This is a genomic window from Sanguibacter sp. 25GB23B1, assembly GCF_040012415.1.
Classification (GTDB): domain Bacteria; phylum Actinomycetota; class Actinomycetes; order Actinomycetales; family Cellulomonadaceae; genus Sanguibacter.
On record NZ_JBDYKL010000010.1, the window covers coordinates 1 to 19065 of the forward strand.

Annotated in this window: 16 protein-coding genes; 6 read left to right on the forward strand and 10 right to left on the reverse strand. The window is 70.9% G+C overall.

The window, feature by feature from the left end; genetic code table 11:
* Nucleotides 1–83, reverse strand: an 83-nt coding sequence (locus ABKW26_RS07840) for an FAD-binding protein (RefSeq protein ID WP_348592624.1), incomplete at its 3' end; no start/stop codon positions are given.
* 144 nt (nt 84–227) lie between these two features.
* Here ABKW26_RS07840 and ABKW26_RS07845 point away from each other — a divergent pair.
* The gene (locus ABKW26_RS07845; RefSeq protein WP_348592437.1) at nt 228–1517 is read left to right on the forward strand and encodes an APC family permease; all 1290 of its coding nucleotides are present in this window, start codon (nt 228–230) and stop codon (nt 1515–1517) included.
* Here ABKW26_RS07845 and ABKW26_RS07850 read toward each other — a convergent pair.
* The 5 genes from ABKW26_RS07850 to ABKW26_RS07870 all read right to left on the reverse strand — a co-directional run bounded on the left by ABKW26_RS07850 (nt 1459) and on the right by ABKW26_RS07870 (nt 6529).
* Nucleotides 1459–2775: an MFS transporter gene (locus tag ABKW26_RS07850; RefSeq protein WP_348592439.1), complete on the reverse strand. Its 1317-nt coding sequence runs from the start codon at nt 2773–2775 to the stop codon at nt 1459–1461. The genes ABKW26_RS07845 and ABKW26_RS07850 overlap by 59 nt on opposite strands.
* Nucleotides 2776–2939: 164 nt before the next feature.
* A complete protein-coding gene (locus tag ABKW26_RS07855; RefSeq protein WP_348592441.1) occupies nt 2940–4697 on the reverse strand; it encodes an alpha/beta-hydrolase family protein in 1758 nt (585 codons plus the stop codon).
* 111 nt (nt 4698–4808) lie between these two features.
* The gene (locus ABKW26_RS07860; protein ID WP_348592443.1) at nt 4809–4988 is read right to left on the reverse strand and encodes a hypothetical protein; all 180 of its coding nucleotides are present in this window, start codon (nt 4986–4988) and stop codon (nt 4809–4811) included.
* A complete protein-coding gene (locus ABKW26_RS07865) occupies nt 4978–5661 on the reverse strand; it encodes a DsbA family oxidoreductase (protein ID WP_348592445.1) in 684 nt (227 codons plus the stop codon). The genes ABKW26_RS07860 and ABKW26_RS07865 overlap by 11 nt, the downstream gene beginning before the upstream one ends.
* Nucleotides 5662–5704: 43 nt before the next feature.
* The gene (locus tag ABKW26_RS07870; protein WP_348592447.1) at nt 5705–6529 is read right to left on the reverse strand and encodes a DUF2510 domain-containing protein; all 825 of its coding nucleotides are present in this window, start codon (nt 6527–6529) and stop codon (nt 5705–5707) included.
* A 233-nt stretch (nt 6530–6762) separates the two neighbouring features.
* Between ABKW26_RS07870 and ABKW26_RS07875 the strand changes: the two genes are divergently transcribed.
* Genes ABKW26_RS07875 through ABKW26_RS07895 form a run of 5 tightly spaced genes read left to right on the forward strand, consistent with a single transcriptional unit; the run spans nt 6763 to nt 10024 of the window.
* A complete protein-coding gene (locus ABKW26_RS07875) occupies nt 6763–7389 on the forward strand; it encodes an AIM24 family protein (protein WP_348592449.1) in 627 nt (208 codons plus the stop codon).
* A gap of 2 nt (nt 7390–7391) precedes the next feature.
* The gene (locus ABKW26_RS07880) at nt 7392–8066 is read left to right on the forward strand and encodes an AIM24 family protein (RefSeq protein ID WP_348592451.1); all 675 of its coding nucleotides are present in this window, start codon (nt 7392–7394) and stop codon (nt 8064–8066) included.
* A 14-nt stretch (nt 8067–8080) separates the two neighbouring features.
* Complete coding sequence (locus ABKW26_RS07885; RefSeq protein ID WP_348592453.1) at nt 8081–8830, forward strand: AIM24 family protein; 750 nt, start codon at nt 8081–8083, stop codon at nt 8828–8830.
* Nucleotides 8831–8833: 3 nt separating this feature from the next.
* Entirely contained in the window at nt 8834–9520 is a 687-nt protein-coding gene (locus tag ABKW26_RS07890; RefSeq protein WP_348592455.1) for an SIMPL domain-containing protein, read from the forward strand.
* Between the two features lie 9 nt (nt 9521–9529).
* Nucleotides 9530–10024 (forward strand): protease inhibitor I42 family protein, encoded by a 495-nt coding sequence (locus tag ABKW26_RS07895; RefSeq protein WP_348592456.1) that lies wholly within the window; start codon nt 9530–9532, stop codon nt 10022–10024.
* A gap of 42 nt (nt 10025–10066) precedes the next feature.
* Here ABKW26_RS07895 and ABKW26_RS07900 read toward each other — a convergent pair whose 3' ends face one another.
* The 4 genes from ABKW26_RS07900 to ABKW26_RS07915 form a co-directional block, all read right to left on the reverse strand.
* Complete coding sequence (locus ABKW26_RS07900) at nt 10067–12274, reverse strand: transglutaminase-like domain-containing protein (protein ID WP_348592458.1); 2208 nt, start codon at nt 12272–12274, stop codon at nt 10067–10069.
* A 173-nt stretch (nt 12275–12447) separates the two neighbouring features.
* Nucleotides 12448–13497, reverse strand: coding sequence for a glycosyltransferase family 1 protein (locus tag ABKW26_RS07905; protein ID WP_348592460.1), 1050 nt, complete (start codon nt 13495–13497; stop codon nt 12448–12450).
* On the reverse strand, nt 13494–16004 hold the full coding sequence (locus ABKW26_RS07910) for a sodium-translocating pyrophosphatase (RefSeq protein ID WP_348592626.1): 2511 nt from the start codon (nt 16002–16004) through the stop codon (nt 13494–13496). The genes ABKW26_RS07905 and ABKW26_RS07910 overlap by 4 nt, the downstream gene beginning before the upstream one ends.
* Before the next feature lie 378 nt (nt 16005–16382).
* Nucleotides 16383–18917, reverse strand: coding sequence for an HtaA domain-containing protein (locus tag ABKW26_RS07915; RefSeq protein ID WP_348592462.1), 2535 nt, complete (start codon nt 18915–18917; stop codon nt 16383–16385).
* Between the last annotated feature and the right edge of the window lie 148 nt (nt 18918–19065).

Sequence of the window (19065 nt, forward strand, 5' to 3'; positions counted from 1 at the left end):
GGCGCCAACCCCGCCCGCGCCGCATACACCGCAGCCGTATACCCCGCAGGACCCGAACCGATGATGATGACCTCGTGCAACATGTTCTCTCCCTGTATCGACCTGGGTCTATGTTGACATGCGTCGATCCAGTCGAGCAAGCAAACGTCAGGTGAACGATCAGGACGTCGTGCCGACCGCACCGCGATCCCGCCCGACGACGCCCCGACCTGCGTCATCATGGACGCGTGACCCTCCGACGATCCCTCGGCACCGGCGACGCGATCGTCATCGGGCTCGCCTCGATGCTCGGCGCCGGCGTCTTCGCCGTCCTCGCCCCCGCCGCCCAGGCTGCCGGCGGGGCTCTGCTCGGCGCCCTCGCCCTCGCTGCGGTCGTCGCGGCGTGCAACGCGTCCTCGACAGCACAGCTCGCCGCCCGCTACCCCACCTCCGGCGGCGCCTACGCGTACGGGCGGGCGCGCCTCGGACCCTGGTGGGGCTTCGTGGCCGGGTGGTCCTTCGTCGTCGGCAAGACCGCGAGCTGCGCCGCGATGGCGCTCACCTTCGCCGCGTACGCCGCCCCCGCCGGCTGGGAGAAGCCCGTCGCGGCACTCGCCGTCGTCGCCCTCGGGCTCGTCAACCTCCGCGGCATCACACGGACCGCGCGTGCGGCCCGAGTCATCCTCGTCGTCGTGCTGGTCGCGCTGGTCGTCGTCGTGGCGGCAGGACTGGGCTCGGACCCGCCTGCGACGGGCACCGGAGGCGTGGTGCCCGTCATGCCGGTGCACGAGCCCGTCGACTGGTACGGCGTCGCCCAGGCTGCCGGGCTCCTCTTCTTCGCGTTCGCCGGCTACGCACGCGTCGCGACCCTCGGCGAGGAGGTCCGCGACCCCGCACGGACGATCCCGCGAGCCGTGCTCGGCGCGCTCGGCGCGACGCTCGTCGTCTACGTGCTCGTCGCAGCGTCCGCCGAGCACGCCCTCGGCACCGACGGGCTCGCAGCGTCGGACGTGCCGCTCGTCGACGTGGTCCGGGCCGCCGGCTGGGCGTGGGCCGCCCCGCTCGTCGTCGTCGGGGCGGCAGCGGCGTCGCTCGGTGCGCTCCTCGCGCTCCAGGCCGGGGTCGGCCGGACCACCCTGGCGATGGCACGCGAGCGTGACCTGCCCGCCGGTCTCGCGGCCGTCCACCCGACGACCGGCGTCCCCCACCGGGCCGAGGTCGCCGTCATCGTCGCCGCCGTCCTGCTCGTCCTCGTCGCGGACGTGCGCGGGGCGATCGGCTTCTCGTCGTTCGGCGTGCTGCTCTACTACCTCGTCGCGAACGTGGCGGCCTGGACGCAACCGCCGTCCGAGCGCCGGTTCCCCCGCCCCGTCGCGGTGGTCGGGGCCATCGGCTGCCTCGGCCTGTGCGCGACGCTCCCGGGGGAGGCGGTCGTCGGCGGGGTGGTCGTGCTCGCGGCGGGTGCGGGGTACCGCGTCCTCACGCGTCGGGCGCGGGCGGCCGGTCCCGGATCTCCCGACGGACCGCCCGCCGGCTGACGAGGACGCCGACGAAGCCGAGCGCGAACGGCACCGCGTTGACCGAGAGTGCCACCCGGAAGTCGTCGAGCTCGTACAGACCGTCCGGACGCACCACGTCGAGCACCAGCCCGATCGCGAAGATCGTCACGAGCGCCCCGAGGAAGCCGCCCATGTTCGCCAGGCCGGTCGCAGCACCGAGGCGCCCGGGCGGGTTCGACGTCCGGACGAAGTCGAAGCCCATCATCGACGCCGGGCCGCCGAGCGACAGGAGCACGATGAAGAGGACGAGCTGCCACATCGGCCGCGGCGTGGACGGCAGGAGGACGCCCGCCCAGGCCACCACCATGAGCACCGCGATGCCGAGGACCATCGTCGAGCGCCGCGCCGGCCGCCGGGCGGTGAACTCCCCGAGCAGCGGGCCCGCGACGATCGCCATGATCACGTTGAGCGTGAGCAGCGCACCGGCCTCCCGCGGCGTGAGGCCCTGGCCGAGCACGAGGAACGGGTAGCCCCACAGCAGCACGAACGCCGTGAGGCTGAAAGCGGTGAGCAGGTGCACCCAGAACCCGAGCCACGTGCCGGGGGTCCGGACCACGGCACGCAAGGAGAAGTCGGGCAGGACACCGTCGACGAGGACGGAACCGGGCGGGGCGGCGTGCGGCGCCTCGGCGTGGGGCAGCGGGTGCGCGGGCCGGTCACGCACCACCCCGACGACGAGGACGGCGGCGACCGCACCGACGACCGCGACCGTCGAGAAGGCCGTCGTCCACCCGCCCTCGTGGAGCAGGAAGACGAACGGGACAGCCGAGATCACCTGACCGAGCTGCCCGAGGATGCCCGTGAGCTGCGTGAACAGCGGGACACGACGCGGCGCGAACCACGACGGCACGAGGCGCAGCAAGGACACGAACGTCATCGCGTCCCCGGCGCCGATGAGCACGCGCGCCCCGATCGCGAGCGGGATGCTCTCCGCGAGCGCCATCCCGAGCTGCCCGACAGCCATGAGCGCGGCACCGGTGGCGATGAGGCGTCGCGGCCCGAGCTTGTCGAGCACCACCCCGACGGGGATCTGGCTCGAGGCGTAGACGACGAGCTGGACGACGACGAAGAGCGAGAGGACGGCGGCGGTGGCGCCGAAACGGTCGACCGCGTCGATGCCGGCGACCCCGAGCGACGTGCGGTGCAGGATCGCCACGATGTACGCGACGATCGCCGTCCCCCAGACGAGGAGGGCTCGGCCGAGCGGTGCCGGGGCACGGTCGGCGGTGGTCGTCACACACCCTCGATGACGAGGAACGTCACGAGCGAGACGAGGAGCACCACCGCGAAGCCCGCCGAGATCCACATGATGGTGACGGGTCGCAGGCGCATGACCTCCATTCTCCCTCATCGACGCCCGGCAGCCCTGGACGGTGGTCCCGGGCGGCAGCCTCTGACGCGCTACTCGGTCGCGAGGTGGTCCCGCAGGTCGGCGGTGTCCTGTGCGGTCCAGCCGTCCGGCGGGACGATCGCGGCCCATGCGTCGGCGTTCCCGAGCTCGTACCGGTGCCCGTACCCGTCGGGGACGTCGACGGAGAACGCGAGGTCGACGGTCACCTGCCAGAAGGTGACGAACGGGTACCAGGACATCGCGGGGTTGACGGTCTCGGCGCGCGGCTCCCGGAGCCAGTCGGGCTGACGGAGCAGGAGGTCGCTCGACCACCACACGACCGGGTCGGTGGCGTGCTGCAGGTAGACGATGCGTGGGAAGCCCCACCCTGCGTCGGGCACGAGGTCGTCCGGGGAGTCCGCGAACCGGGCGTGCTCGCCACCGTCGACGACGGGCAGCCGCTCGGGCGAGCCCGGGTCACGGCTGGCCGTGATGTCAGCCCACGGCTCGGCGAAGTTCGGCGTCCCGACCCACAGCGCGCCGTCGGTGCGCGCCACCATGTCCTGGACGCCGCTGAACGCGGAACCGCCTCCGTAGGAGCCGAGGCTCTCGCCCATGACGACGAGCAGTGGTCGCTCAGCCTCGGGCAGCGTGCTCCACCGGGCGTAGACGGCCGTGAAGAGCGCCTGCCCGGCCGTCCGCGGCGTGTTCCGGTCGGCGAGGAACGCGAAGCCGCTCGGCAGGTAGGAGTACTGCATTCCGGCGATCGCCGTGTCGCCGCCGTGGAGGTACTCGAGCGGTCGCGCCATGGACTCGTCGATCCATCCGGTGCCCGTCGTGGTCGCGACCGCGAGGACCTCGCGGTCGAAGCCGCCGGTCCGTTCGAGCTCGTCGACGACCGTCGCCGCGATCTCGTCGATCGTCGGGGCGGAGCCGAGCCCCGCGTAGACGCGGATCGGCGTGAGCGCCGGCTCGCCGCTGAACGCCTCGATCTCCGCTGCGCTCGGCCCGCCGGAGACGAACGCCCGCCCCTCCCGGCCGAGGTCCTCCCACTCGACCGGCGACGCACCGGAGCCGGACCGTTCCTCCACCTGCGGCCGGACGACGCCCGGTGGGTCCTCGAGGTCGCGCGTCGCCGCCGCCCGGCCGCCGAGCGCGAGGATGCCGGCCACCACACCGTCCTGAAGGAGCACCACGGTGATGACGAGGGCGGCCACGAGCCCGACGAGCCGGGCGACGACCACGGGGACGAGACGCGAGACGAACCGAGCGATGCGGTACCCGGTCCGCAGGAAGAGCCGGCCGAGCGCGACGAGCACGAGAGCGAGACCTGCGGCGATCGGCAGGAGGAGGACCGTGAACCAGCCGCTCTCCTCCTGCACGCCCACGAGCTCGCGCGTGGTCTCCTGCCACCGGGCGCCGAGGACCATGAAGAGCGGGAGCTCGATCGCCGCGAGGGCCGCGAGCGACACCCACCCCCACAGCCGGGTCCTCTCGGACCACTGGGGGGAGAACCCGAGACGACGGACGACGCTCGCCACGAGCACGCCCACCCCGTAGCCGAGGGCGACGCAGATACCTGTCGCGACGCCTTGCAGGTACCACGGACGAGGGAGCAGGGACGGGGTCATGGACCACGTGTAGAACAGGACGGCGAACAGCATGCCTATCCCGTGCAGCGCCCACCACGCCCGCTTCTGCGGAGCGGGTGGCAGGGCCGGGTCACGCACGTGCTCGACGAGCCGGGACCACTCGTGGCGTGCGCGCGCACCGAGCTCCTTGGGCGGAGGCGCGACCCGCGCCTCGTCCACCCTCTCGTCCTCAGTCACACCGGCGCCACCGTGTCCCGGGTCCATCACCCGAGACTAGGGGTCGGGTGCGCCTGGGCACACCCCGATCCTCACGACACGCCCGGTGAGCTGTCCGGTCCGCCCGTGGGGTCAGACCGACCGCCGGTCGGTGAGGTGCGTGGCGCCTGCAGGGGCAGACGCGCCGGGCGGACCCGTCGGGACCGCACAGACGCCGTCCACGCAGAGCGCGCCGGAGTCGCCCAGCATGACGAACGGCTGCGGCGCCGTCGGGCTCGGACCGTTCGAGGCCGCCACGGGCTCAGCCGGCATCGACGCCCGCTCCTGCCAGCTGGTCGGCTGCAGCCTTCTGGAGAACGTCCACGAGCACGGCGGCGTCCTGCGCCCCGCTCACGCCGTACTTCTCGTCGACGACGAAGAACGGCACACCCTGGATGCCGTAGGCGCGAGCCTGCGCGATGTCGGCGGCGACGGCGGACGCGTACCGGCCTTCGTCGAGCGCCGTGCGCACCTCGTCGGCGTCGAGGCCGATCTCGGCCGCGAACCGCACGAGGTCGTCCACGTGGCCGACGTGCTCGCTCTCGACGAAGTACGCCGCGAGCAGACGCTCCTTCATCTCGGACTGGAGGCCGTGCGACTTCGCGTGGTGGAGCAGCTCGTGCGCCTTGAGCGTCTTCGTGTGCTGAGCCGTGTCCTGGTGGAAGTCGAGCCCCTCGCCCGCCGCGATCTCCGAGACCTGCGCGACCATCTGCGCCACCTGTGCCTTCGGCATGCCCTTCGAGTCGGCGAGGAAGTCGACGACCGACCCCTCGAAGTCGACCGGGGTGTCCGGCGCGAGCTCGAAGGAGTGGTACTCGATCTCGGCGGTGATGCCCGAGCCCGCGGCGTCGAGCCGCCGGAGCGCCTCCTCGAGTCGGCGCTTGCCGATGTAGCACCAGGGGCAGGCGATGTCGGACCAGATGTCGATCTTCAGCTGTGCAGTCACGCTCTCGGCAACGACGCGGTACGCCGGCGCATTCCCGTGGAGGTCAGCGAGCCGAGTAGTAGACCCACGCCTCGCCCTCGGAGTCGAGCCGCAGCTCGAGGTCGATCGTCTCCACCGACCCGTCGCTCCACTCCCCGTCCCCTCGGCACGCGAGCGCGACCGTCTCGCCGGTCTCCGGGACCTCGACCGTGCTGCGCCGGTCCTTCGTCGGCGTGAGGCCGCTCGTCGAGAGGAGCGGGTCCGCGTCCGTCTCGCTCAGCAGGACGGCCTGCTCACCGAGCGCCTCGCAGTCGAAGTCGTCGTCCACCACGGCCGCGAGCGCGTCCGAGAACTCGTCCTCGGCCGGCTCACGGTTGCCGTCGACGGCCAACCCGATGCCGACGAACGCGACGATCGCGACGAGCGCGCCGGCGATCCACAGCTTGACCGCTGTCGGGGTCCCGGACGGCGCTCCCTCGACGGACGGGTCGATGCCTCGTCCGGACTGGCGCGGCTGGGCGGTGAACTGGCTCGCGAGGGGGCTCGGTCCCGACTGCCATCCCTGCTGGCCCGGCTGCTGGCCGTACTGTCCCGGCTGGCCCTGCTGGGACTGCCACTGCTGCCCCTGGGGCTGGTGGCCCTGGGCCTGGCCGTACTGGGCGCCGCCCTGCTGCTGGCCGAGCTGGCCCGGCTGGCCGAACTGGCCCGGCTGCTGGGCCTGCGGCGTCCACGACGGCTGCTGGCCCGGACCGTGAGGGGCCGCACCCGGGGCTGAAGACGCCTGCGCGCCAGGTGCCGGCTGCGTCTGTGTCGTCCAGCTGGCACCGTCGAAGTAGCGCAACAGCTGGGGGTCCTGAGGGTCTGCGTACCAGCCTGCGGGGGCGCTCATGGGTGTGCTCCTGTGACGTCCTGGGGTCGACGCTCCGGTTCTCACCTGGCACATCGGCCCATGTGCTCTGAATCCTGGGCCATCGGAGCCCTCGCGCGCAAACCTCCAGCCGTGCCTTCACCCGCGGACAGGCAGTGGATTTCGCCCATGGGGAGAACTCTCCGCGACGTGAGCAGCCGCGTCTGGCAGGATCACGACCGGCAAGGATGACCGAGGACGACGATGGGGATTTCGTGGCGCAACTGAGAATGCAGGGCCACCGGATACTGGTGGCGGAGCTCGCGGGTGACTCCATCCGAGCCATCACCGGCTCGATGGTGGCGTACGAGGGCAAGGTCACCTTCAAGAACGCCGGCATGGGCGGGGGCGACGGCTTCAAGGCCGCTCTCAAGCGCAAGGTGACCGGCGAGTCGATCTCCCTCATGGACGTCACCGGCAGCGGCACCGTGTACTTCGCGGTCGACGCCCAGGACATCACCATCGTCGAGCTGAGCAACGACGTCCTCCACGTCGAGGCGTCCCAGCTCCTCGCCCTCGTCGGCGACCTCCGCACGGACGTGAAGTTCTCCGGGCTGCGCGGCGCGACGTCGGGCGGCCAGGGCCTGTTCACCACGACGGTCACCGGCTCCGGCACGATCGCGCTCCTGTCTGCCGGCGGACCGATCATCGCGCTCGAGGTCACCCCGCAGTACCCGCTCGTCGCCGACCCGGACGCGTTCGTCGCATACCGCGGGCAGCTCAACCAGAGCTTCGTCACCGACGTGTCGTGGCGCTCCGCTCTCAGCGGCGGCAACGGCGAGGCGTTCTCCCTGCGGTTCGACGGCCAGGGCGTCGTATACATCCAGCCTGAGGAGCGATAGAGATGACGATGGAGCTCGTCAACGACAAGGTCGTGCGCGTCCCCGTCCAGCAGGGTCAGCAGATCCTCGCGCGGAAGGGCTCGATGCTCTACTACACGGGCGACGTGCGCTTCACGCCCCACAGCATGGGCGGCGGCGGTGGCTTCCCCGGTGCCGGGGCGATGGCCGGCATGGCCGGCCGCATGATGCAGGGCGAGCACGTGGCCCTCATGGCTGCCCAGGGCCAGGGTGAGGTCTTCTACGGTCGCGAAGGACTGCGCGTCGAGATCGTCCAGATGGACGGCACGCAGGTCCTGACCGTTGAGGCGAGCCGGCTGCTCGCGTACGAGGGATACCTCCAGACGTCGATCGTGCCCCTCACCCAGCAGGGCGGCATGCGCGGCGCCGTGCGCGGCGCGGTGACGGGCCAGGGCATGTTCACCACGCAGATGACCGGTCAGGGCACGGTGGCGATCCTCTCCCACGGCGGGGTCATCCCGCTGACGGTCGGCGGCTACGGCGGCGAGGTCGTCATCGACCCGCAGGCGTACGTCGGCCACCTCGGCCAGATCACCATCGAGCTCGCCGCGAGCGTCGGGTTCCGGGACGTCGTCGGGCGCGGGTCCGGCGAGGCCACGCAGCTCAAGCTCACCGGGCAGGGCACCGCCTGGGTCCAGGCGTCCGAGCAGAAGTTCTAGGGGCGGGAAGAACCATGAGCATCGAGATCCACAGCCCGGCCACCCTGCCGGTCAACGACAACATCCCCGGGAACGACTACGCGTTCGTGGTCGAGCTCGCCGGCGCACCCTGGTTCACGTCGAAGGGCGCGATGATCGCGTACTACGGCAACGTGCGCTTCGAGCCGCTCGGCGCCACGAGCATGACCGGCCTCGTCGCCACCCAGTTCTCCTCGCCGCTGTACGCGAACGACTGGGTCGTCGCGCAGGGCCAGGGCAAGCTGATCCTCGGCGACCGCGGCTACAACATCAACTCGTTCGACCTCGACGACGGCAACCTCACGATCCGGGCGTCGAACCTCCTCGCGTTCGAGCCGGGCGTGAGCCTCAAGCAGTCGATCGTCCCCGGGTTCGTCACGCTCATCGGCACGGGCAAGTTCCTCGCCTCGTCGAACGGGCCGGTCATGTTCGCCGAACCGCCTCTGCGCATCGACCCGCAGGCGCTCGTCGGCTGGGCCGACTGCCCGTCGCCGTCGCACCACTTCGACGCAGACTGGATGCACAACTTCCTCAGCGCGGCAGCCGGGTTCCTCGGCATGTCCTCGGGCGAGGAGCGCCAGTTCGACTTCACGGGGGCCGGCACGGTGCTCATCCAGTCGAGCGAGAAGGTCGTCGACGACGGCCAGCTCGTCCGGCACATCGAGTCCGAGTCGCTCGCTCTGAGCCAGGCCGGTCTGCAGCAGCTCCACCGGAGCCTCGGCGCACGCATCAACCAGAACACCTGATCGATGTCTCTCCCCGGATCAGCGACGATCGCCGTCACCGGCCACGACAGCCTGCACCACCACCCGGAGCGGGGCAGTCTGCAGCTGGCCGTGAGCTTCGAGTCCTCGGACCGGGAGCGCGCCGTCGCCCTCGTGAGGACGCTTCACGACGAGGTCGTCCGCGAGGCCCAGGGCTTCGTGGACTCGGGTGCCGCCACCCGGTGGTCGTCCGAGCAGATCGCGGTGTGGAGCGCCGAGAAGTGGACGAGCGACGACACCTCGACGCAGGAGAAGCATCAGCTCGTCCGCTATCACGTCGCCGCAGTCTCGGTCACCGTGCGCTTCCAGGACTTCGCGGCGCTCGGCGAGTGGGCGGTGCGGAGGGGTTCGGTCGACGGCTGCTCCATCTCCGGCGTGGACTGGGACTTGACCGACGACACCCGGTCGGCGCTCCTCCTCACGACCCGGACGGGTGCCGTGCGGGACGCACGGTCCCGTGCTGAGGCCTACGCCGCAGCGGCCGGGTTCTCCGGGGTCGAGCTCGTCGCCATGTACGAGGAGGGGCTGCGGCCGCACGCCTCCCCAGGGGCCGGGGTCATGATGGCCGCCAGCCGTGGCAGCGCCGGTGTGGGTGACGGTCCGTCGGTCGAGCTGCGCCCGGCGGACATCACCGTCGGCGCCACCGTCACCGCCGACTACCGCACGGTCTGAGGGCGCACGGTGAGAGGGGCGAAGAGCACCAGGGCCGGCCTGCGCAGGGCCGCCCTGGTCGGGAGCCTGGCGCTCGCGACCAGCCTCGGCGCGAGCGCCTGCACGACGTTCGACGACGTCGACTGGGACATCGGCGACGAGCTCGGAGGGACGACCCCGACGGTGCCCGACGAGGTCGTCGTCGATGCCACGGCCAGCTCGGCGGAGCTCGTCGTGGGGCAGACCCTCGTCGTCGACCTCGGCGAGATGAACTCCTCGGTCGGCGACGACTGGCTGATCACCGACGAGCCGGACGGTGAGGTGCTCCGCGAGGGCGAGCGGTTCTCGGAGTACCTCGGCGAGGACGGGGAGGACGGGGGTCGCAACACCCTCGCCTACGAGTTCGAGGCGGTCGGCGACGGTGAGACGACCCTCGAGCTCGAGTACCGGTTCCGCGGCGGAGCGCCCGACTTCGGCCACGGACCGGAGCCCGTGTCGATCACCGTGACCGTCACCGACCCCTGATCTGCGCTCGGCCCAGCCATGCTCAGCCGGGAGTACCGGCCGTCAGAGCGCGGCGTAGTCGGCGACGCGTGAGTCGAGCACCCAGTCGGAGTCCTGGGTCCGGCTCTCGTTCGTCTGAGCGTCCGTCAGCAGGAGGTACTGGTCGGGTGCTGGCGAGTCGTTCCACGTGGCGTCCACGACACGCCACGCACCGTCGACGAGGACCTTGTTCCACGCGTGGCGGCCACCCGAGTCCAGGGTGACGCCGGAGACGGTCATCGTCTCGAGACCCGCGGCTCGGGCCAGCACGGTGAAGGCCGCGGCATACGAGGCGCACACGCCCTTCTTGTCGAAGAGGACGCCGGTGGCCGTCCAGGCGTTCGGGTACCTGTCCGGACCGAGCAGCCCCTCGTCCAGGGCGGCGTAGTCGTACTCCGCGCTCGAGGTGAGGTAGCCGTTGATCGCACGCACCTTGTCCTCGTCGCTCATCCCGTCGGTGATGATCCGCGCCGTCACCGCCTCGACCTCCTCGGCCAGGCGCGCCTGTGCGGCGGCCCGCTCCTCCGGCGAGTCGTAGTCCTCGTACTTCACACCCATGATCTGGGAGGGCTCGTCGTACTCCATCGAGACCTTGCCGAGGATGAACGGGTTCTGCAGCAGCGCCTCCCTGAAGGCATCCATGTACGAGATGCCCGAGGTCGTCATCATCGACCCGCCGGGCAGGTACGCGCTGAGGTCGATGTACTCCTCGCCCGCGACGAGGTTCGCAGCGAGGTACGTGGTCAGCGGGTTCGTCCCGCTCACCGGGTACCCCACGTCGGGCGCCGTCGACGAGACGTCGTGCGGGTCGAACGCGTTCGAGTCCGTCTGATACGAGTAGGACTCTCCCGCGCCGTTCTTCACGGTCTCGGCCTGAACCCGCGCGACGACCGTCCGGACGCCCGCCTGAGCGGTGGCCAGGTCGGGTTCGTCCAGGGTGTAGGAGCCGACGAGGAGAGTGCCGTCGACCGTGTAGCCGACGCGGTACCGCTCGTCGGTCCCCGTCTGCGTGAACGCGCCCGTGGCATCCTGCGTCCCCAGGATCGACTCGGTGGCGACCATCGCGTCCACGTCGTAGCGCATCGGTCGCAGAACGGTGCGCCCGTCGGACATCGTCACGGGCATCCGCGTCGGGAGCTGCGCCACCGTGTGGACGTCGTTGCCGTTCGTCCCCATGGCCTTCGCGGCGGTGAAGGCGATCGAGATCGGGAGCGTGCCGTCGATGTCCTCACCGAGGAGCGAGATGGGCGAGAGCCCGTCGGGCGTCTTCGCGACGATGCCGAACATCAGCGTCGTGTGGGTCTCGACCAGGAGCGGCGCGGCCGGGTCGTGCGCCCAGTCCTCGCCCATCCGGTAGGTCCTGAACGGGTAGTTCGTGCTGACGACGCCGTTCGAGAACTCGGTGACCCCAGCACCGGTGAGACCCTCCTGGACGCGTTCGTCCTGCTCGATCGTCGACCAGGTCGTGTCGGCCGTCTCACCGATGATGGACACCGTGGCGCCCTCCTCGAAGAGCGTCAGCTGCGCCATCTTCTCGACGGCCACGACGTAGTACTCCTCGGCTCCTGGGATGGCGTCCCACGAGAAGTGCCCGACTCCTTGGCTGTCGACCTCGAACGCCACGCTCGTCTTGGGCGCGACCGTGGGGACGGAGAACGCCGTGACCTTGGGCTCGGGGAGCGGCGCCCCTGTCGCCAGGTCGCGGCGCTCGGCGATGTAGTAGGTGTCGGAGAACCCCCACTGGCCACCGACGTTCAGCGGGATGCGCGTCCCCGTGACCTCGTCGTTCCCGAAGAGGGCCGTGTCTCGTGGCGTGACGGTGATCGGACCACGGAACGTCTCCATGTAGACGTCGGGGGCCGGCATGGTCAGGAGGGGATCGAGGTACACCCCGACGAGGTCGGTCACGACCGCCGGCCGGCCGTCGACCTGCAGCGTCGCGAGGTCGAAGCTCCGCGAGAACCTGAAGGGCTGGCTCTTCCCGACCTGCGTCTGGACCGACGCGAACTGCAGCTCACCGACGTCCGCCGGCCCGGTGGGACCGCTCGTGGGCTCGGGCCGGTCGTCGCCGAAGAACGCGACGAACCCGTAGCCGAGCGCGAGAGCCCCGACGACGGCCGACACGACGAGGGCGGTCCGTCCGCGCGACCGTCGCTTCTTCGTCGGGGCGACGGGCCACGGTGGCTCCCCGGAGGAGGACGGGGGCGGGGGCGGCGTGCTGGAGGTCGTCACGACCGGAATCGTACGGGTCGAGAAGCAGCGCCCGGAGCGCTCCGTGCGGCCGTCCGAGCCCGTCGTGGCGGCCTGCCGCGGAACCCCTCTCCTTCGATGGGGAGCTCTCCCCATCGAAGAAGACCCCCGAAGGCCGGCGGTCCGAGCAGCGACGCGCAGAGCCTCCCCGAGCGTCAGGGCTCGAACCACTCCGCGACGCGATCGGCGAACGCCTTCTCGAAGTTGTCGTCGTCGTGACGAGCCCGCAACCACCGTGCGAAGTCGCCGTCGGCAGCCTCGTCCAGCTCACGCCGGCACTGCGGCGTGTCCGTGACGGCACGGTAGAGCATCTCCTCCGCCTCGGCGGCACTGTGATAGACGAACGGGTAGCCGGCCGGAAGGATCGCCCGCACCCAGGCCCGGTCGGGGAACACCCCGACCGCACCGGCCACGAGGGCCTCGATGTACTCGAGGCCGTACGACTCCTCGTTCGCGGTCGCCAGGAACGCCGTGGTGCGTGCGAGCGCCTCCCAGTAGTCCTCTCGGGTCGCGGTCAGCGGCCCGACCCAGGCCCAGCTGCGGCGGGACAGGCGCATGGCGAGCTCGGAGGTGAGGTGCGACTCGTGCAGCCGTGCCTCGACCTTGATCGGCGTGCGCTTGACGACCCGCTCGACCACATCGACGAACAGCTGCGGCTGCTTCCGCTCGGAGAGGTAGATCGCGGGGTAGAGCACCACGGGGGTCGTGGGGTCAGCGTGCGGCTGCACGTGCTCGAGCCGGATACCGAGGTTGACCCAGCCGATCCGGGCCTGCTCGGCGATCGGCGGGACTGTCAGCTTCGTGACGATCTCGCGGACCTCGTTCGCCGTGCGCTCGGAGTTCGCGAACGTCGGGAACAGCCCGCAGGACAGAGCGAGCCCCGCTCGCTCGACCGGGTGCGTGAACTGCGACGTGTTCCACCAGACGAAGTTCATCACCTTGGGCTCGGCGCAGCCGACCTTGAGCGCACGCCAGATGCTCACCGAGTCGATGACGTCCATCGAGATGACGACGGTGTCGTCGCCGTCGACGAACTCGAGCGGGATCATGTCGAAGCCTGCGCAGCGCCGCGGCCCGGGCCCGATGAGCAACGAGCCCGGGAACAGACGCAGCAGGCGTCGCACGAGCGTCGCGCCGGCGTCGAAGCCGGACACGTGCCCGTCGGCGGTGACCAGGACGTCACGGTACTGGATCGCGATCCTCATCTGGACTCGCCGGCTCCCGCGGGTGCCAGGTCGGTCGCCGGACGGTCGTCGGGCGTCGCCGCCGTGCCGTCGCCGGTCGGGAGCTTGTGCTCCTCCGAGTCCATGCCGTCGTCATCGAGCGAGGTCTGGATGCGCATGCCGTAGAACGACCGGTGGACGAAGTACGCGGAGGTCACGAAGAACACCGCGGCGAGGACCGTCACGAGCGTCTGCATGCCCTGGTCGACCATGCTGACTGCGAGCTCCACGGCGAGCAGGCCGAACAGCGTCGTGAACTTGATGACCGGGTTGAGCGCGACGGAGGAGGTGTCCTTGTACGGGTCGCCGACGGTGTCGCCGACGATCGACGCCTCGTGCAGCGCCGTCCCCTTCGCGTGCAGGTCGACCTCCACGATCTTCTTGGCGTTGTCCCACGCGCCACCTGCGTTCGCCATGAACACCGCCTGGTAGAGGCCGAAGACGGCGATCGAGATGAGGTACCCGATGAAGAAGTACGGCTCGACGAAGGCGAACGCGAGGGTGGCGAAGAAGACGCCGAGGAACATGTTGAGCATGCCGTGCTGGGCGTACTGGGTGCAGATCTCCACGACCTTGCGGGAGTCGGCCTCGCTGGCCCTCGTCGCCCCGGCGTCGAGCTTGATCGTGTTCTTGATGAACTCGACGGCTCGGTAGGCGCCCGTGGTGACGGCCTGGATCGATGCTCCGGTGAACCAGTAGATGACAGCGCCACCGGTGATGAGCCCGAGCAGCAGGGGTGCGTGCAGCAGGGAGAGGTTGGACATGCCGGTCGTCAGGCCGTCGGTGAGGCTGATGATGATCGAGAAGATCATCGTGGTCGCGCCGACGACGGCCGTGCCGATGAGCACGGGCTTGGCGGTCGCCTTGAAGGTGTTCCCGGCGCCGTCGTTCTCCTCGAGCATCTGCTTGGCCTTGTCCCACTGGACGTCGATGCCGTGGTCGCGCTCGAGCTCCTCCTCGATGCCGTCGACGTCCTCGATGAGGGAGAGCTCGTACACGCTCTGCGCGTTGTCGGTGACCGGACCGTAGGAGTCGACCGCGATCGTCACCGGGCCCATGCACAGGAACCCGAAGGCGACGAGACCGAAGGCGAACACGGCCGGCGCGATCATGAGCGCGTCGAGGCCCTGCTCGCTCATGACGAACGCTCCGCCCATGAGGCCGACGATGGCCATCCCGAGCCAGTACGCGGAGAAGTTTCCGGCGACCAGGCCGGACAGGATGTTGAGCGAGGCACCACCCTGACGCGAGCTCTTGACGACCTCACGCACGTGCTTGCTGTGCGTCGAGGTGAACACCTTGACGAGCTCGGGGATCACCGCTCCGGCGACCGTGCCGAAGGAGATGATCGTCGCGAGCTTCCACCACATGCCGTTCGCGGCGAGGGTCTCACCGAGCACCACGTAGGAGATGAGGTAGGTGGCCGCGACGCACACGGCTGACGTGACCCACACGAGCGAGCTGAGCGGGGTCTCGAAGTTGATGCGCTCGGCCTTGGCGTAGTGCGCCTTGGCCCAGGCGTCGTTCGCGAGGTAGGAGAGCGCGGCGGCGATGACCATGCCCACGCGGACCGCGAAGAGCCAGACGAGGAGGCTGGCCTGGACGGCCGGGTCGTCCACCGCGAGCAGGACGAACGTGACGAGCGCGACGCCCGTGACGCCGTAGGTCTCGAAGCCGTCGGCGCTCGGGCCGACGGAGTCACCCGCGTTGTCCCCGGTGCAGTCGGCGATGACTCCGGGGTTGCGTGCGTCGTCCTCCTTGATCCCGAAGGCGATCTTCATGAGGTCGGCACCGATGTCGGCGATCTTGGTGAAGATGCCGCCGGCGATACGCAGCACGGACGCCCCGAGCGACTCGCCGATCGCGAAGCCGATGAAGCAGGCACCCGCGAGGTCGGCGGGCAGGAAGAGCAGGATGACGAGCATCATGAAGAGCTCGACGCTGATGAGGACCATGCCGATCGACATGCCGGACTTCATCGGGATGCGGTGCATCGCGAGAGGCTTGCCGTCCAGCGACGCGAACGCCACCCTCGAGTTCGCGAAGGTGTTGACGCGGATCCCGTACCACGCGACCGCGTACGAGCCACCCATGCCCACGAGGCTGAACGCGATGACGATCGCGACCCGACCCCACTCGAGCTCGACGAGGAACCCGTAGTACACGACGATGATCGCCGCGATGAACACCCAGAGCATCAGCAGGAACTTGCCCTGCTGGACCAGGTAGGTCTTGCAGGTGGAGTAGATGAGCTCGGAGATCTCGCGCATCGTCTGGTGCACGGGGAGGCGGCGGAGCTGCTGGTAGCCGACGAAGCCGAAGCCGATGCCGAGCGCGCACACGAGCAGCCCGACGAGCAGGAGGGTCCGGCCGGACCCGCCGCCCATGATCGTGACGGTGCTGAGGTCCGGGAGCACGAGGTTCGCCTCGCCGCCCGAGTGGGCCGCGCCCTCCGAGGTCGACGACGACGCGCACCCTGTGAGGGTCAGTGCGGCCACACCCAGGAGGGTGGCGGCGCGGAGCGTGGCACGAGTCCGGTGCGGGGCCGAGCCGGGCGAGGCGCTGCGGTCACCTCCCGGTGCGCTGGCCTGGCGCAGGTCGGACGAACGGACGGACGCACCTGTCACGGTGCGTGCCTCGGGATGGACAGCGCTCACGATCGCCTCTGATCTGACTGTTCAGCAACATTGCTAGGACAATTCCACGCTAGACCGGCCTCGTCAGGGTGACCCATGACCTTTGACTCATGTGACCCGTGGATCCCTCAGCACGAGCCGGCCGCGGTCCGGGCCCACGCGCACGGACGGGCAGAACTCCTCGGCGCGCGAGGTGTCCTGCCCGCCCGTGGCCGGATGAGGTCGGATGGTTCAGGCGGGCACGGCTGCCTTCCGGCGGGACCGTGCCACGAGGGCGGCACCGAGGAGGAGCATGAGCGACGCTCCGCCCACGAGGGTGCCGACGTCCGCGCCCGTGGTCGCCAGACCGGGAGCCCCGCCCTGGTACTTCGCGATGTTCGCACCGGAGGCCGCCGTGCAGTCGGTCGTCGCGCCGAGCGGCAGCACGAAGGACACGGGGTCCATCGCCTCGCCCGCGGCGTAGAAGCCCTCGAACGCGGCGGCGGCCGTCGCGGTCAGGGTCGCGGGGACGCCCGACCAGGACACCCGGCCCGACGACGCGTCGGACGCCCCGGCGGCCAGGTTCAGCGAGGCGATCGCGATACCGGCACGGGTCGTGTCACCGGTCCGGATGTCACCGACGAGCGTGCCCGACGATGCGCTGCTCACCTGCACCCTGAGGTTCGACACCTGGACGTCGAGCACTCCCCCGTGCCCGGAGAACGTCACCGATCCCGAGAACGAGGCCCGGCCCACGGTGTCCTCCGTGTTGTATGTTCCCGTGCCACCGGACCAGGTGAACGGCCCGGTGCCGGTGACGCCCGAGGAGCTGATCGACCCGTTGGCGATGGACCCGGTGACGTAGGAGCGGAACGCCTCCTTGACACCCCACGTGAGGCTCGCCCCCGAGACCGTGCGGGCGACGCAGACCGGGACCGGCTCCGCCACGAGGACAGGCACCGAGACGGTGTGGGTCGCACCGATGAGGAAGAGCGTGTGCCGGCCCGCAGGCGTGCCCGCCGGGATCGTCACCGTGTACCGCACGACGCCGAGCGCGTCGGCCGTGAGGCCCGTCGCGAGGGTGACCGGGTCGGAGTGGAGCTCGAGGACGATGTCCTGCTCGTTCGGAGCGAAGCCCCGCCCGACGATCGTGACCTGCTGGCCGGGGACGACGCTCCCGCTCGCGAGGATCCCGTCGAGCTCGGCCGCGCCCGTCGTGGGGACCGGGGAGCCCGGGGTGCCGGGGGCACCGGGCACACCCGGCGTGCCGCCGGGCTCGGTGCCGACCGTCGCGAAGGTGATCGGTGCGGACCGGGCGTCGAGCGCGCGGACGCTCCCCGAGCAGGCGTGGGCGCAGAAGGCCGTCGCCTCGTAGCCGGTCCCTGCGGTGGCTGCGCCGGCGGGGATCGTCAGGGAGGTGCTGAACGAGCCGTCGGCTGCGATCGACGCCTTGGGCAGGTAGGCGCTCACCAGCCACCCGGACGCGGCCGGGGCGGAACCCGCCGGCCAGAACCCGACGGGGCCGACGTTCACGTAGAGACCCTGGTGAGAGGGGGCGAGAGCCTCGGCGAAGCCGGTCCCGGAGACCGTGACGGTGTTCGCGACCGCGGGGTCGAGGTTGGTCGCCGGTGCGACCGTGAGCGTCGGAGCGGTCGGGTCGGGAGTCGGGGTCGGGTCCGGGTCGGGAGTCGGTGCCGCCTGGTAGGTCAGTGGCGCGGAGAGCTCCTGGGCCGCGTTCACGGGGCCGCCGGCGGGATAGACGTAGACGCCGTAGACACCGTCCGCCGCGAGGACGGCCGGGGAGGTGACGGTCAGGCGAGCGGTGAAGGCGCCGTCCGTGCCGAGGACGACGCGGGCGGGGGCGATCGACGACTGGTACGGGGCGACCGCGCTGGACGTGAAGGATGCGTCCGTCATCGCCCACCGCTGGTCACCGACCTTGCGCGCGGCGCTCGCCGCGCCCTGCGAGGGCTGCCACGTCGGGGAGAAGCTGCCGAACACCACGTAGACGCCGGCGGGGACGCCCGGCGCCGGCGGGCGCGTGCCGACGTTGCTCGCCGGGTCGAACCCGGAGCCGCGCACGACGATCTCGTCACCCTCGACGACGGCGCCCGCAGGCGTGGTCCCGTCGGCCTCGAAGACCGTGACCGCAGGGGTGTAGACCGGGGTCGGTTCCGGGGTCGGGGTGGGTTCCGGCGTGGGCTCGGGGTCAGGGGTCGGTTCCGGGTCGGGCGTCGGCTCGGGATCGGGCGTCGGCTCGGGTGTGGGGTCCGGCGTGGGTGCCGGCGTGACGAAGGTGATCCCCTCGGACCGTGCGTCGAGCGACCTGTCGGTCATCGAGCAGGCGTGCGCGCAGAAGGCTCCGACGAGGTGGGTGCCGTCCGTGAACGTCCCGGCGGGGATGGTGAGCGTCGTCGTGAACGAGCCTTCCGGCGTGATCGAGGTGGGCCGCAGCCAGGACTGCACGGGGAAGCCCCCTGCGCTGGGTGCCGTGCCCGCCGGCCAGGCGTCGGCGGTCCCGATCACGAGGTAGAGGCCCTCGGAGGAGAGCGCGCCGGCGAAGCCGGTGCCGCTGACGGTGACGGTGCTCGCGACCGCCGGGTCGAGGCCCTGCCCGCCGGAGACGGTGAGCACCGGCCCTGCGGGCTCGGCCAGAGCGGTCTGCGTGGGGACGACGACGCTGCCGAGCGCGAGGAGCGCACCGACCACACCGACGACGAGGGCGCGCAGGGCGCGAGGTGCGGCACGACCGAGGGCGAGCCCTGGTTCGCGATGACGAGTGAGCACGGGTGACTCCTTGCTGGCCCGGGGGCGGGCCGATGACGGGCGGCGAGAGGCCGGTGGTGAGCTGGCTGACGGCAGGGGAGGGCGGCGGCTGACGTCAGGAGGGAGCGTCAGCCGTGCAGGGAGGTGCGGGAGGAGTGGTCTTCGGCGA

Coding starts and splice junctions, on each gene's coding strand:
- ABKW26_RS07870 (WP_348592447.1), bottom strand. CDS start 6,529: ATGAGCGCCCCCGCAGGCTGGTACGCAGACCCTCAGGACCCCCAGCTG.
- ABKW26_RS07885 (WP_348592453.1), top strand. CDS start 8,081: ATGAGCATCGAGATCCACAGCCCGGCCACCCTGCCGGTCAACGACAAC.
- ABKW26_RS07860 (WP_348592443.1), bottom strand. CDS start 4,988: ATGCCGGCTGAGCCCGTGGCGGCCTCGAACGGTCCGAGCCCGACGGCG.
- ABKW26_RS07890 (WP_348592455.1), top strand. CDS start 8,834: ATGTCTCTCCCCGGATCAGCGACGATCGCCGTCACCGGCCACGACAGC.
- ABKW26_RS07905 (WP_348592460.1), bottom strand. CDS start 13,497: ATGAGGATCGCGATCCAGTACCGTGACGTCCTGGTCACCGCCGACGGG.
- ABKW26_RS07880 (WP_348592451.1), top strand. CDS start 7,392: ATGACGATGGAGCTCGTCAACGACAAGGTCGTGCGCGTCCCCGTCCAG.